At 36.2% G+C, this 14,331-nt stretch carries 12 protein-coding genes; 5 read left to right on the forward strand and 7 right to left on the reverse strand.

The annotated features are described in order from the left end of the window. Window positions 1-55: 55 nt before the first annotated feature. On the reverse strand, window positions 56-1,078 hold the full coding sequence (locus ACPF9A_RS15225; protein ID WP_423998310.1) for a LacI family DNA-binding transcriptional regulator: 1,023 nt from the start codon (window positions 1,076-1,078) through the stop codon (window positions 56-58). A gap of 73 nt (window positions 1,079-1,151) precedes the next feature. After that, a complete protein-coding gene (locus ACPF9A_RS15230) occupies window positions 1,152-1,844 on the reverse strand; it encodes an NUDIX hydrolase (protein ID WP_423998312.1) in 693 nt (230 codons plus the stop codon). Between the two features lie 450 nt (window positions 1,845-2,294). Between ACPF9A_RS15230 and ACPF9A_RS15235 the strand changes: the two genes are divergently transcribed. Then, entirely contained in the window at window positions 2,295-3,392 is a 1,098-nt protein-coding gene (locus ACPF9A_RS15235; RefSeq protein ID WP_423998314.1) for an aldose epimerase family protein, read from the forward strand. A 424-nt stretch (window positions 3,393-3,816) separates the two neighbouring features. Continuing rightward, window positions 3,817-4,671 carry a glucose 1-dehydrogenase gene (locus ACPF9A_RS15240; RefSeq protein WP_423998315.1) on the forward strand — a complete coding sequence of 285 codons (855 nt, stop codon included), beginning with the start codon at window positions 3,817-3,819 and terminating at the stop codon, window positions 4,669-4,671. Window positions 4,672-4,692: 21 nt separating this feature from the next. On the opposite strand, the gene ACPF9A_RS15245 is transcribed toward ACPF9A_RS15240, so the two are convergent. Beyond that, the gene (locus ACPF9A_RS15245; RefSeq protein WP_423997090.1) at window positions 4,693-6,210 is read right to left on the reverse strand and encodes an IS1182 family transposase; all 1,518 of its coding nucleotides are present in this window, start codon (window positions 6,208-6,210) and stop codon (window positions 4,693-4,695) included. Window positions 6,211-6,371: 161 nt separating this feature from the next. Beyond that, entirely contained in the window at window positions 6,372-6,908 is a 537-nt protein-coding gene (locus ACPF9A_RS15250; RefSeq protein ID WP_423998316.1) for a hypothetical protein, read from the reverse strand. A 271-nt stretch (window positions 6,909-7,179) separates the two neighbouring features. Between ACPF9A_RS15250 and ACPF9A_RS15255 the strand changes: the two genes are divergently transcribed. Continuing rightward, window positions 7,180-7,371, forward strand: coding sequence for a hypothetical protein (locus tag ACPF9A_RS15255; RefSeq protein ID WP_423998317.1), 192 nt, complete (start codon window positions 7,180-7,182; stop codon window positions 7,369-7,371). A gap of 61 nt (window positions 7,372-7,432) precedes the next feature. On the opposite strand, the gene ACPF9A_RS15260 is transcribed toward ACPF9A_RS15255, so the two are convergent. Next, window positions 7,433-8,263: a DMT family transporter gene (locus ACPF9A_RS15260; RefSeq protein ID WP_423998318.1), complete on the reverse strand. Its 831-nt coding sequence runs from the start codon at window positions 8,261-8,263 to the stop codon at window positions 7,433-7,435. A gap of 378 nt (window positions 8,264-8,641) precedes the next feature. On the opposite strand from ACPF9A_RS15260, the gene ACPF9A_RS15265 reads away from it, so the two are divergent. Beyond that, entirely contained in the window at window positions 8,642-9,478 is an 837-nt protein-coding gene (locus tag ACPF9A_RS15265) for an SDR family oxidoreductase (RefSeq protein WP_423998319.1), read from the forward strand. Window positions 9,479-9,523: 45 nt separating this feature from the next. Continuing rightward, complete coding sequence (locus ACPF9A_RS15270; RefSeq protein WP_423998321.1) at window positions 9,524-11,758, forward strand: DUF7133 domain-containing protein; 2,235 nt, start codon at window positions 9,524-9,526, stop codon at window positions 11,756-11,758. A 9-nt stretch (window positions 11,759-11,767) separates the two neighbouring features. Here ACPF9A_RS15270 and uxuA read toward each other — a convergent pair whose 3' ends face one another. Together uxuA and ACPF9A_RS15280 are read right to left on the reverse strand one after the other, a co-directional pair. Further along, window positions 11,768-12,943, reverse strand: a complete 1,176-nt coding sequence (uxuA, locus tag ACPF9A_RS15275) for a mannonate dehydratase (RefSeq protein WP_423998322.1) — start codon at window positions 12,941-12,943, stop codon at window positions 11,768-11,770. Window positions 12,944-12,973: 30 nt separating this feature from the next. After that, entirely contained in the window at window positions 12,974-14,329 is a 1,356-nt protein-coding gene (locus tag ACPF9A_RS15280) for a Gfo/Idh/MocA family protein (protein ID WP_423998323.1), read from the reverse strand. Window positions 14,330-14,331: the final 2 nt, after the last annotated feature.

The following is a 14,331-nucleotide window of genomic DNA, read 5'->3' on the forward strand; positions in this document are numbered from 1 at the left end:
TTACGCTATTATAGTTAAAGGCTGAATGGAGATTGTAGGTAGATGAAATTATAATTTACTTGTGTTTGATAGATGATTCCCTAATAATCAATTTAGCAGGTAGCACAACGTCTTTGTGAATTTTCACGTTTTGATTACTTTCAATCTGATCTAAGAATACTTTTGCTGCCATTTTGCCCATTTCTACGGGCGACTGATCTACAGAGCTAATAGAGGGTTCTAAAAATTGAGTAAAGGGTTCGTTACTGAATCCTACGACACAAAAATCTTCAGGTATTTTTACAGCTATGCTTTGAAGGTATTTTACGGCTCCCAATAAACCATTATCCGTAGAAGAGAAAATAGCATCAGGTGGTAGCGGTAATTTCATGAGTTTTTCAGCAGCTTGTTTACCTGCTTCCATATCACTTTTTAAGGTAATTACGTAATCGCTATTGTAGGCTACACCATGTTTTGATAGTGCATCTTTATAGCCTTTAAATCTGTTGTTATACAGTTCAATATTTTGGTCCACATTAAAATGGGCTATTCTTTTACAGCCTTGGTTTATTAAATGTTCGGTTGCATCAAAACCACCTTGATAATCATCTATGGTTACCGTACTTATATCATCAAAATGTAAAACACGATCAAAAAATACGAAGGGTGACGATTTTTTTAAAACCTGATGTAATTGATCTTTATTCTCTTTCTTAAATGAGGTCGAGACTAAAATACCATCAACTTGGGCATTTATTAAATTTTGGATAATTTTCTTTTCACGATCATTTTCTTCATAGGTCTGAGATATGATAACATGAAATCCTTTAGGGTAAAGTTCTTCTTCAATACCACGAATAACAGAGGCAAAAAAGTTTTTATTGATGAATGGTACTACTACACCTACATTATTACTTTTACCACTTTTAAGGGCAACGGCAAGCCTATTTTGTTTGTAATTTAATTTTGTTGCCGTGGCAAGAACGAGATCACGGGTTTTCTCGCTAATTTTCGGATTATTGTTTAATGCCCTAGAGACAGTAGCTGCCGTAATATTCAGCTCTTTTGCAATATCGTAAATAGTGGCTTTCTTACTCATATAAAAGTGTAGGGCAAATTTACGATTTATGAATTATAGGGCGCCTCTAAATAGCTATAATTAAAGAGGCTATTTATATTTTAAAGCAAAAACCTTCTTCAACTTTCTTTTGGTATTTATCTTCATCGAACTCAAATAGAAATGCTCCTTTTTTAGATGAGCTCATATCTTTTTCTTTCAATTTAGTTAAGAGGTCAAAAGAGTTGAATTTATTGATGAAATTTCTTTTGTCCAATTCAGTATCTAAAATTGCCTCATATAGCTTTTGAAGCTGACGCATGGTAAATTTTTCTGGCAAAAGTTCAAATCCGATAGGTTTAGTGCCAACTCTATTTCGAAGCGATGTTAGCGCATCTTGTACCATATCATTATGGTCAAAAATTAATTCGGGAAAATCTTTTAGATCAAACCATTTTATAGGGTTTTGCTTTAAAAGATCCTTACAATGATGAGCAATATCGATTAATGCAAAATATGTTACCGATATGGTTCTTTCTTCTGGGTCACGGTCTAATTTAGAATACGAGTGAACCTGCTCCATATAAACATTGTTCAGTCCGGTTAAATGATTCAGAATTCTTGTAGCCGCTATATCTAAATCTTCCTCTTTTTTAAGAAATCCGCCTATTAGAGACCATTCGCCTTTTGCTGGTTCAAAATCCCTTTGAACGAGTAATATTTTTAACTCCTCTTGATAAAATCCGAATATAATACAATCTACTGCAAGTAAGACTTTGTCTTCTTTGCGATAATTATTCAAAACCATTTATTAATTTTTGCGAGCCTAAATTAACAAGATTGAGTGAGATAAAAATGATTTAAATACGAAAAGGTTTGAGCACTATTCCCTATAGTTGTCTATTATCAAATAGGTTAGTGCAATTAACGACCATGGTTATAGAACTGTATTAGAAAAATTTACTTTCTTTAAATTTTGTGAGTTACTGAAAAATACAGAGCTCGCGAAATTTCAAGAATTATTTCAATAGTATTAATTTAGATTATTGCCATTTGAAAATAATAGTCTCATTTTTTTTAAATTCGTTTTTGTTACATCTGTAATAAAGTAGTAATTGTTGTTAGGTTAGAATAAAATTTATCGATTTATTTAAAATACCACGACATCACAAATAAATTCATGAGATTAGCTAAAGTCAATATTCTGTCAATTATAATGTATATAATTTTGACAGGATGTTTAGCTTGTAATGAAAATATGAAAAATAAGGTAGCCCCAAAAAAAGATAATACCATGCAAATTGAAAAAAGTTCTTATGGTACCACTACCAATAATGAAAAAGTAACACAGTTCATATTGCGAAATAGAGACGATATTTCGGTTACTATTATTACGTATGGGGGTATAATAACAGAAATACTGACTCCTGATTCAGAGGGGAGAATGGATAATGTTGTACTAGGTTTTGACAACCTCGAACAATATGAAAAAGAAAACCCTTTTTTCGGAGCCTTGGTTGGTCGGTACGGAAATAGAATTGCAAAAGGAAAATTTACTTTAAATGATACGGAATATACCTTGGCTGTGAACAACGGAGAAAATTCTTTACATGGAGGATTAAAAGGCTTTGACAAGGTTGTTTGGATAGTTGAGGAAGTAAAAGAATCAGATTCGTTTGTCTCTTTAAAATTAAGCTATCTAAGTAAAGATATGGATGAGGGGTTTCCTGGGAATTTAAATACTGTGGTTACGTATACTTTAAATAAAGACAATAGTTTAGATATTCTGTATGAAGCAACTACAGATAAAACTACAGTGGTCAATTTAACACAACATTCATATTTTAATCTATCCGGAGATTTTTCTAAAACGATTGACGACCATAAAGTGGAAATAGATGCAGATCAGATTGTACCCGTTGACAGAACTTTAATCCCCTTAGGTAATCTAGCGTCAGTAGAAAATACTCCTTTCGATTTTAGAAAACCTAAATTGATTGGAGATGGCATTGATGAAGATAATGAGCAAATGAAACTAGGGGCTGGTTACGATCATTGTTGGGTACTCAATAACCAAGAAAAAGGATATCGTTCAGTTGCGAAAGCTTTGCACCCAAACTCTGGGCGCTTGATGGAAGTGTTGACCGATCAGCCAGGTATGCAATTATATACTGGTAACTTTTTAGACGGAACTTTACCTATGCCAGGTGGTGGTGCCTATGTAAAGCGAAGCGGATTCTGTTTTGAAACTCAGCACTATCCTGATTCTCCAAACCAACCTCAATTTCCGAGTACTACATTAGAACCAAGTGAGAAATATATGACCAGAACAACGTATAAGTTCTCTGTACAATAACCAGAACAAATTCCTGCTGATTACGATTATTAGATAATTAGAGCTAATTTAGAATTTCATGTTACATTTATTTGAACTTCAATTATAATTCACATTTCTTAAGAGTGATTTTACATCGCTAAGCCGATAAAAGTTACATTTTCAATAGTATATTAACAACTAAAAGATATGCACGCTAAATTGTTATCTATCCTTTTTAAATTTTAAGAACTGTTGAATTTTAGTGTGGTTCTTCTTATGCCGTTTTTTAAAAATTAGAATATTTATGATGATATTCTTTATTGGAAAATAATTGTCTCTCAACAATCGATTTTTCAATTTGTAAGTTGTAATTTTTACATGGCTATAGCGTGTTAGTAATTTTAGCATTTGAGATAATTAAAGCTGAAACCGCATACTATTTTTATACACTAAAAAGGAGATTATGCAAAAACCAAATAAAAGATTAGCAGGACAAACCTGTATCGTCACCGGTTCTAGTGATGGTATCGGTGAAGCTGTAGCAAAGGCAATGGCGATGGAAGGTGCCAATATTGTCGTTAATTATCACAGTAGTAAAGAAGAGGCCGAAGAGGTAGCGCACTGGATCAGTAAAAATTCTGATGCTGGTAATGCAATTGTTGTTAAATGCGATGTTAGTAAAGAAGATGAGGTTAAGGGTATGTTCAAGAAAACTATTGCTGAATTTGGTACTGTAGATGTCTGTGTAGCTAATGCCGGTATGCAATTAGATCATCCACTTCATGAAATGCCACTAAAAGATTGGCAAAGAGTGATAGATGTAAATCTTACAGGTCAGTTTCTTTGTGCCAAAGAAGCGATAATTGAGTTTAAAAGAAGAGGAATGCGACCAGAGATCTCTAAATCTCTAGGTAAAATTATACACATGAGTTCTGTTCATGAGGTTATACCGTGGGCAGGTCATGCCAATTATGCTGCTTCGAAGGGCGGATTGGTGATGTTAATGCAAACGATTTGTCAAGAATATGGTCCAGATAGAATTAGATGTAACTCCATTGCGCCGGGTGCTATAAAAACAGATATTAATAAAGATGTCTGGAGTAACCAAGAAGGGAGAGATGGCATGCTGAAATTAATACCTTATAAACAAATAGGCATACCAGAAGATATTGGTAGTGTGGCAAGTTGGTTAGCTTCCGATGAATCTGAATATATAAATGGTACCACTATTTTCGTAGATGGCGGCATGACCTGTTACCCAGGCTTTACTGGCAACGGGAGTTTGCGCAGCAACTCCATTTCGAATAAAAATAAATGATTTGTTTTGATTTATAGGACCCTAAGCGAAGGTTTTATAGCCGGTTCTTTTGTGGTAAACTAAATTTCCAAGAAAAGGAAAGTCGCCCAAAATGGCTGAAATGGCTCCGAATAGGGCAAAAAATATGTCGACAAGCCTTTTGAGCCTGTCCTTCAACACTTTTGGGTCAAGAATGGACACAAGTCTGCTAAGGTTGTAGCATATCATGATCAGGTTTACCTCGGAGAGCACGTTCTGTTTTCCTTTCATCAATGTATGGGTGAAGCCCCATTGTCTTTTGATGGTCCCGAACTGGTGCTCGGTGATCTGTTGCCTGAGCCTATAATATTCCGGATTTTCCTCCACTCTTTTCTGGTTTTCCTCCAAGGCCTCCTGATAAATGGAGCGCTCTATGAAGCGTCCGTTCTTGTTCGTGGTACAAAGGTGCCTTACGGGGCAGACCTTGCAGGCCTGTCGGTTCTTGTAATGCTTGACCTTGTGGCCCGCCTTATTGTAAACGGTTCCATTGGTCACCAATATCTGTCCGTCGGGACAGGTATAGGTATCCATTTCCCTGTCGTATTTAAAATCGACCATGGGATAAAGGCCGTTGTGTTGGGAAGAATGCTCCTTTGGGGATGAGTAAGTTGTTATCCCGTTCTTGGTGCAGATGTCCAGGTGTTTGCCCGTGGTGTACCCTTTATCGGTAAGTGTCCTCATTTTTTCCACGCCCAAAAGTTGCTTTGCATCGAGTGCCATGGGCGAAAGTGCGTGTGTATCGTTTACGGTGCCCGTGTCGTTGTTGACGAAGAGTTTGTATTTTGCATCACACCCTGCCTGCACGTTATAGCCCACATTGATTATGTTGCGGTGCAGTACTACCGATCTGGCATCGGGATCGGTAAGGCTGATCTGTCGTTCCCCACTGGTGCGCAGCTCTTCCCCGATGTTGCGGTATCTTTCCTTCTTCGATTCCTGGTAGGCAATTTTGTCCTGTATTTTTTCGGTATCCGAATCTCCGTCCTCGGCATCAAGTTGTTGTTGGTATTCCAGTATCTTGTTGTCTATGTACTCGATATGGCGGTCGATCTTGTTCTGGTTGAAGTTGTTCTTCAGGGCGTTCTGGGCCCTTATCTTGAAGGAGTCGATGGCAATGGTCTCGCCTTCGATTAGTTCCCAATCCTTGAGCAGCACCACAAAATACCTGAATGCCCCTTTGAAGGCTTTTGGGTTACGCTTTCTGAAATAGGCTATTTTCCTTGCGGACGGCCTTAGTCCCTTCAGGAGCCATATGACCTCGAGGTTTACCTTGCAGGCATGTTCCAATTGGCGGGAGGAGCGCAGTTTGTTCTTGTAGCCGTAGAGATAGAGTTTGAGCATGTCCGAGGAACGATATGGTGGCCTGCCCTCGTTGTTCAGCACGTCCCTGAACCCCAGGTCGCCCATTGGGAGGATATCCACGAACATATCGACGATCCTTGCCCACGAATCGGGACCCAGGCAGGATTCGAAATCCATCATTACGAGTTGGTCCCTGTCAAAACCTGTTATAAAATCCATACCATTAAGATAATCAATATCAATACGTTATGGTATTGGCCGTGCTAAAGGAAATCAACAAAGTTATTAAGAAAGGGTAGGTTTTTGCGCAGTCTGACGGTTAGTTTATAAACATGAAAAGCCACCCAATGGGTGGCTTTCTTTTTTTGTTATGCAATGAATTATTTCATCATTGGCTTGTAATCAAATTTTTGTCCGCCTACAGATGCATCTGCCATTAATCCTGCTTTTGGTAAAGCAAATACGGCAACACCATCTTTATATTTAGCATTTACTGCTACGCCAGACTTTAAGGCAACTGCAGAAGCTTCTGCAGAAAATTCATAATCTCCGTCCTTAAATTCAGCCAAATCGCCTGCTGTTTCGAAGAAAATAACTTCTGTAATCGCTTGTCCGCCGGCCTGTAGACCTACACTTAATTTTTTCAAATTTGCCATACCGATCATAGTCCCATTTTCATATACTACACCATTACCTGAGGCTCCGCCGATAATAAAACCTCCTTTACCCACATTAGGGAAAATTACATACCCGGCAGAGTTAGTAAAGAACTGGTCTAAACCGACTTCCATTTTCATCAGTTTATCTTTTGCCTTACTAGCATCTTTAATAATTTTCTGATCTTTACTAGTTTGTGCGTTAAGACCGTTAGCTAAGAATAATAGCGTGGTAAATGTTATTGATTTTAAGATTTTCATTTGTTCTAGTTTTTATATTAATTTATTTTTCTTACACCAAAGGTAGATTTAAGCAAGGGTCTAGATTATCTTAAAACCTATAAATTTTGATTCAAAAGGATGTTAAATATTTGTAAATCAGTTAATTGTAAGTTAAAATAAGAGAATTTAAAATTTCCATAGCTTTATAACTGTTTCATTGAATGGAGGTTATCTTACAAATCGATATCTTAAAAATTTGTTAATTTAATTTAGATGTTCTATATTCATTAAATATTAAAATCTAGATGATATGGAGAATAACGAGAATTTTTTAGATTCGAAGATGATTGCAAATTTTATTATTGCATTTGCATTACTATTTACAGCAATCTATTACTTTAATTATTCTGAGGAAATTGAAGAAGAGGTGAATATGGTTATTGTGAATTCATTACAAGACGCCAACAATAGCTTAGCCGAGCAAGAACCTGCTCGTAAATAATAGAAATTTCTGACCATAACTATAGACTGCCAATTCATTGTATTGGCAGTTTTTTTTTGAGCTATCTTTTTCCAATAATGACGTTAGCGATTAACGCGGTAACAATCATTAATATGCCTAATAAACTCCATGTAGAATAAATATCTCCGAACCAGAAAATGCCTACCATAATAGTAAAAATCACTTCAATATATTTTAGAGGTGCTACTAAATTGGTTTTAGCTATCTGAAAAGCCTTGGTCATAAATACTTGACCAAAAAAACCGAATACGCCTAAACTTAACAAAAGAAGCCAATCTGTACCTATTGGCGTTACCCAGTTGTTAATACTTAAAAGAGCGCCTACTATAGTACCAACGAACATAAAATAGTTTACGATTACCAAAGGGTGATCGCTATTGCCTATTTTTCTGATTAGTACGTATACTAATCCGCTGAAAACGGAAGCTGCTAAGACTAGAAGTAAACCTGTTGAATTAATATTTTGGTCAAACCCTTTTAAAACCAAAACCCCGGCGAAGGCAAATAAAAAGAGAAACCATTGAATTGGTTTTAGCCTTTCTTTCAATAAAAAAACGGCAAAAATAGCGGCATATATAGGTGCTAAATATCGTAAAGAAACAGCAGTGCCAACGGGTAGGTACTTAAGAGACATAAAGAATAAACTCATTGCTATTATGCCGGCAAGTGCCCTAAAAATCATGAATTTACGATTATTGCCTAGAATGGGTATACCCTTTACTAAGATATATGCCGTAGCAAGAACTAGTGACCCTATGGTTCTAAAAAATACGATTTCAAAGGTGGGTATATGATCTAGGTATTTTACAAACGAATTCATTAAACTAAATGAAAACGTACTTATAATCATAAATAAAATAGCCTTCTTCACAGTAATTTAAATTGAATTGCAAAGTTACTTGAGGTAATGAGATTTTTTGCTAACTAATCTGTAAAATAGCAATTAGGGTATACGTTTTATCAATGTATTAATTTTAGGTAGTAAACTAGTAGTTACGAGCAGTCAAAGCAATTTTAAATAAGGACACGCTAAAAATTAATACAGCATTTTGTCAATTTAATTTTTAATGTCAATGAAAGATTGACTCCCTTTAATTACCTAGATACATAAACCTAATTGATAATCGCCAAACTATTTGTTATAATAGATAAATCGTTCGAGTTACCTTTTAGAAATCTCTTAACTTGGCATATTAAAGTTTATTTTCGATTTGGTATATGTTTACAACCGAACTGAATTTTATACATATTGAATAAAGTAGAGCTGATGAATGAATTATTGTCATTAAAAGATAAAAATTATGCGCTATCTGGCGGAACAGGGACTTTAGGTGGTTCAATCGCCAAATATTTAATTGAGAATGGTGCAACTGTGTTATTGCTGGGTAGGTCTGAAGATAAATTACAGGAAAAACAGCATGAATTAAATGCATTGGTACCCAATAGCACGTTTATCTTCAAGGTAGATGTTATGGACGAAGCCGAGCTTACCGATTTGAAGAATACGATTAAAAAGGAGTTTCATCACTTAGACGGATTAGTGAATTTGGCTGGTGGCAACTTACCTGGCGCTACCTTGAAACCTGATCAGACGGTTAGGGATATTTCAATGGACGATACTAGAAAAGTTGTTGATATAAATTTATTCGGTACCGTGATCCCGACAGTTATTTTAAGTGAATTAATGGTTGAGCAAGGTTTTGGCTCGATTGTGAATATTTCTTCAATGGCTGCAAAACAAACCATTTCTAGGGTACTGGGGTATTCAATGGCTAAAAGTGCTGTTGATATATTTACAAAATGGATGGCTAATGAATTGGCATCCAAACATGGAGATAAAATTAGAGTAAACGCCGTAGCTCCGGGGTTTTTTATTGGTAATCAAAACAGAAGATTATTAACTAATGAAGATGGATCTTTCACTGAAAGGGGAAACAGTATAATCAATAACACCCCAATGGGTCGATTCGGCGATGCTTCTGAGCTTAATGGTATGGTTCATTATCTTTTAAGTGATGCATCTAGTTTTGTTACAGGTAGTATTTTTGATGTTGATGGCGGGTTCAGTTCTTTTTCTGGTGTATAATCCAAGTTTCTTTAGTAGTACTTTTTTAATCATTTAAATTTTCTCATGCATACCAAGCTTCTTTTTTTACTTTTTATAAGTTGTGTTTTATTTTCATGTGAGCCTACAATAAAAGATGCTACTGTTTGGCTTACTGACTATACCATTGAAGAGGGTTTTAATTTAGATATTATTGCAGCTGAACCTCTTTTAAAAGCTCCCGTAGCAATCGATTTTGATACAAAGGGAAGAATTTGGGTGGCACAAATGCCCGGTTATATGGACGATTTGCAAGGATCTGGCGAGGAAGATCCTTCTGGTAGTATCGTTATACTTGAAGATTTGGATAATGACGGTATTGCTGATCAATCAAAAGTTTTTATGGACAGCCTAGTGATGCCCCGTGCTTTGGCGCATGTATATGGGGGATTGTTATATGCTGAACCTCCATTTTTATGGTTTGTAGATATTAAAGATGATAAACCGGTAAACAAAATAATGGTAGATTCCATTTATGCGGTAGACGGTAACCCAGAACATCAACCCAACGGACTAGAATTAAATATTGATAATTGGATTTATAACGCAAAATCTAATTTTAGATATAGAAGGGTAGCAGGTGTTTGGGAAAAAGAACCCACCACTTTTAGAGGGCAATGGGGAATAACACACGATAATTTTGGTCGATTATATTACAATGATAATTCTAGAATTTTATTGGGTGATTATGCGCTACCGAATACGCTTATCGATAATAAATTTTTTACACCGAAAGCTAGTTTAGATAAGTTATTGACCAATGACCAAAGAGTTTACCCTGCTTTTGCTGGCTCGGTAAATAGAGGATATGCAAAAGGTGTTTTAAATTCCGATAGTATTTTAGTGAATGCTACCGCTGCATGCAGTCCTTTAGTGTATAGGGGAGGTGAGTTTACGCCTGAATATGATGAAAATGTATTTATATGTATACCTGAGGGTAATTTGGTAAAGCGAGCTCTTTTAACTTTTACAGGAGATTCTACAATAGCAAAACAAGCTTGGGAAAATAAAGAGTTCATTACATCTACAGATGAAGGTTTTAGACCTGTGAGTTTAAAGAACGGTCCTGGGGGGAATATGTACATTCTAGACATGCATAGAGGTATGATCGGGCATCATGCATATATGAGTCCGTACCTTAGAGATAAGGCCAAAGCGAAAGAATTAGATACAATCGTAAATTTTGGTCGAATTCTTAAAGTATCTCATAAAGATGCTTCAGTTAAAGAAATACCAGATTTTGACACATTAAACGCAAGTGAATTGCTCTTATTATTAGAGAGTGATAACGGATGGATCCGCGACCGAGCTCAACATTTTCTAGTTTTTAAAGAATTTAAGAATAGTATAGAAGCAGTAAAAGATGTGGTGCTGAACTCTAAAAACCCATGGAGTCAAATTCATGCATTATATGTGCTTGAAGGTTGGAATGTTTTGACTTTTGATTTTTTAGACAAGGTTATAGCAAACGGCAATGAAAATACCACATCTCATGCTTTAATTCTTTTAAAAGATTTTTCATCCGAAGAAAATACAGAAAAAGCGGCAACTATATTTAAAGGTGTTTTAGATCGTAATATTATTGGTCTAGACCTTTATTTAGGCAGTATTTTGGGAAGTTGGATACGGGTTGATGAAAATAGATTCACACCCTTTATGATGGAAATCTTACGTCGAAGACAAAATAACAGCACCATAGTAGATGCTGTAATTGGCGGATTATCTGATGTTGATGCTATTATTTTTAAAAATAGAGAAATTCTGAACACATTAAAACATACACCCTTTGTGAATAAACTGGCACGAACAATTTCAGATAAAAATGCGGGTAAAATGAATTCAATTTTTACTCAAGAAGTTACCAATGAAGATACACGTACAAGCGGAGCTAAAATGTTTTTTCAGATATGTGCATCTTGTCATGGTGCAAACGGAAAAGGAATAGAAGGTCTTGCTCCACCACTAATGAACTCTGAGCATGTAAAGAATACAGAACGTTTGGCATTGATTGTTTTACATGGTTTAGAAGGTCCCGTTCATGTAAATGGCGAAGAGTACAATATCAACTTGGCAATGCCCGGTCTTATCAGAAACGAGACAATAAGCGATACCGACATTGCTAATATTATATCATACGTAACCAATGCCTTTTCAGATGAACCCAAAAGATTAAATACAAAACGTATACAAGAACTAAGGAGTGTGAAGTCTTCAACCGGTATGGAATTCACAGAAAGAGAACTTCAAGCACTAGATGATTAATTGAACTGATTATATACTTTTTCTAATACCCATTTCTAGTCCTCGCAGTTCAGCCAGACCTCTAAGTCTACCAATACCAGAATAGCCAGGGTTTGTTTTCTTTCTCAGATCATCTAACATTTTATGTCCGTGATCTGGTCTTAAAGGCATTCTTGTATCTTTTCTGCCAGCGGCTTTTCTTTTATTCTGTTCCTTTATTAATGCTTTCAGAACCGAAAACATATCTACATCACCTTCTAAATGATTTGCTTCATGAAAATTACCATCGGCATCACGCTGTGTACTACGTAGATGAATAAAATGAATACGGTCCCCTAAACGTTCTACCATTCCGGGTAAGTCATTATCCGGTCTTACTCCGAATGATCCAGTGCAAAAAGTTAATCCGTTATTCGGACTATCTACAGCATTGTACAAATCAACAATATCTTGTTCTGTGCTTACCACGCGTGGTAGACCTAAAATCGGGAACGGTGGGTCATCTGGATGTATACACATACGTATGCCAGCCTTTTCAGCTACGGGTATAATTTCAGATAAAAACGCAAATAAATGTGCTTTTAATTCTTTAGAACCGATGTTATTATAGGTGGATAAAATTGTATTGAACTCTTCTAACGAATACCCTTCTTCTGCACCAGGTAAACCAGCTATAATATTGCTTATTAATTTGGTTTTATCGTCTTCAGAAAGTGATTTTAAATATTCTTTAGCGGCACTTTTTTGGGCTTCTGAATAGGTGTCCTCAGATCCTGGTCTTTTCAATAGATATAATTCAAAAGCAGCGAAAGCAGTAGCTTCAAAACGTAGTGCGGTAGAGCCATCTTCTACTTCATAATCTAAGTTGGTTCGTGTCCAATCCAATACAGGCATAAAATTGTAACAGACCGTATCTATACCACATTGACCAAGGTTAGCAATGGTTTGTTTATAATTCTCATAATAAACTTTATAATCTCCTTTTTGGGTCTTTATTTGCTCATGTATAGGAACACTCTCTACAACAGACCACGTTAAGCCAGCGGCTTCTATACTATTTTTACGCGCTATAATTTCCTCTATTGGCCACACTACACCATTAGGAATATGGTGTAGAGCACTTACTACACCTGTTGCACCTGCTTGTCTTATATCTGATAATGATACGGGGTCCTTTGGACCGTACCAACGCCATGTTTGTTCCATTAATTATAATTTTTGAGATGTAATACGGAATTATATATCTTTAATTTCCCATCCTGGCTCATATGTTCTAGACCATAACTTCATGGCTTCTCTATTGAAAATTCGACCTGTAGTTTCATCAACTTCAAAAGAGTCATCTATTCTAGAAGCAATATTAGCATAATGGGTTAACATTTGGCTAATAGCACCCTCGTCAATTGGTGAAGTTAATGCAGCTTTTCCTCTTATAGCATCAAAAAAGTTAACGGTATGCAATGTAGACATATCACCACCACCGCCAAGTGCAGTGCCAGCTTCTTCGCCAGATGATAAGTTTTCTTTGATTAAGCCTCCTTTTTGATCAAATAATTTATAACCACCACGATCTATGTAAGCTGTACCCTCAGATCCCGAAACTATAGTTCCTCTACCATATTTATTTCCATATTTATGATAACCTGTTCTACTATTACCATCCCATTTTATGGTTTTATTCCCAGCAAATTTAAAAGTAGCCTCCATAGTATCGTACATTTCCCAACCATCATCTTTGTAATGGTGTTTTCCCGCATCTACAGATACATGTTCAGGGTAGGTAACGCCTAGAGCCCAGCGGGCAATATCTAATTCATGGGTTGCATTATTACCCATTTCTGCAGTACCATAATCCCACCCGTACCAATGCCAATTATAGTCCCAAGTATTATCTGTGTACTCGCGCCTTGGAGCCGGACCTTGAAAAAGGTCCCAATCTAGACCTTCTGGTGGGTTGGTTTTTGTTTGTAGAGGTACACGACCTCTTCCACTAATGTAAAATGCAGTTGCTTTATACACATCGCCAATAATACCATCGTGAATTTCTTTTATAATTTCTTGTGATTCTAATGCTGAGCGTTGTTGATTCCCCATTTGAACCACTTTATTGAATTTCTTTTGATAGGCAACTACCAATTCACCTTCACGCGGATTATGGCTACATGGTTTCTCTAAATACACATGCTTGCCAGCTTGCATTGCCATACATGCACCTGGTGCATGCCAATGATCTGGGGTAGCCATGAAAATTGCATCTACCTCTTTATCATCTAAAATTTTACGTATGTCATTCTCTAATTTTGGCTTGTTACTTAATTTATCACTTACTTCAATTAAAGCCTTATCGCGTTGACTTTTCATTACATCGCACAGATAACTAAGCTCTACATTGTTTTTCTTGTGGGATATAGCGGGTATATACGCCGGATATCTTCTTCCTAAACCTTGAATTGCCACATGAATTCTATCGTTTGCACCAATTATTTTAGAATAACTTTTAGCCGTCATTGCATTTGCGCTAGTGCTAGCAAATGTTGCACCTACGGCACCAAGGGCAGTTTTCTTAATAAAATTTCTTCTGTTTGAACTCATGA

The organism is Maribacter sp. IgM3_T14_3, from assembly GCF_049603095.1.
GTDB lineage: Bacteria > Bacteroidota > Bacteroidia > Flavobacteriales > Flavobacteriaceae > Maribacter.

Excerpts from the sequence above, each read along its gene's own strand:
- ACPF9A_RS15225 (WP_423998310.1), bottom strand. The coding sequence starts at position 1,078 with ATGAGTAAGAAAGCCACTATTTACGATATTGCAAAAGAGCTGAATATT.
- ACPF9A_RS15230 (WP_423998312.1), bottom strand. The coding sequence starts at position 1,844 with ATGGTTTTGAATAATTATCGCAAAGAAGACAAAGTCTTACTTGCAGTA.
- ACPF9A_RS15235 (WP_423998314.1), top strand. The coding sequence starts at position 2,295 with ATGAAAAATAAGGTAGCCCCAAAAAAAGATAATACCATGCAAATTGAA.
- ACPF9A_RS15240 (WP_423998315.1), top strand. The coding sequence starts at position 3,817 with ATGCAAAAACCAAATAAAAGATTAGCAGGACAAACCTGTATCGTCACC.
- ACPF9A_RS15245 (WP_423997090.1), bottom strand. The coding sequence starts at position 6,210 with ATGGATTTTATAACAGGTTTTGACAGGGACCAACTCGTAATGATGGAT.
- ACPF9A_RS15250 (WP_423998316.1), bottom strand. The coding sequence starts at position 6,908 with ATGAAAATCTTAAAATCAATAACATTTACCACGCTATTATTCTTAGCT.
- ACPF9A_RS15255 (WP_423998317.1), top strand. The coding sequence starts at position 7,180 with ATGGAGAATAACGAGAATTTTTTAGATTCGAAGATGATTGCAAATTTT.
- ACPF9A_RS15270 (WP_423998321.1), top strand. The coding sequence starts at position 9,524 with ATGCATACCAAGCTTCTTTTTTTACTTTTTATAAGTTGTGTTTTATTT.
- uxuA (WP_423998322.1), bottom strand. The coding sequence starts at position 12,943 with ATGGAACAAACATGGCGTTGGTACGGTCCAAAGGACCCCGTATCATTA.
- ACPF9A_RS15280 (WP_423998323.1), bottom strand. The coding sequence starts at position 14,329 with ATGAGTTCAAACAGAAGAAATTTTATTAAGAAAACTGCCCTTGGTGCC.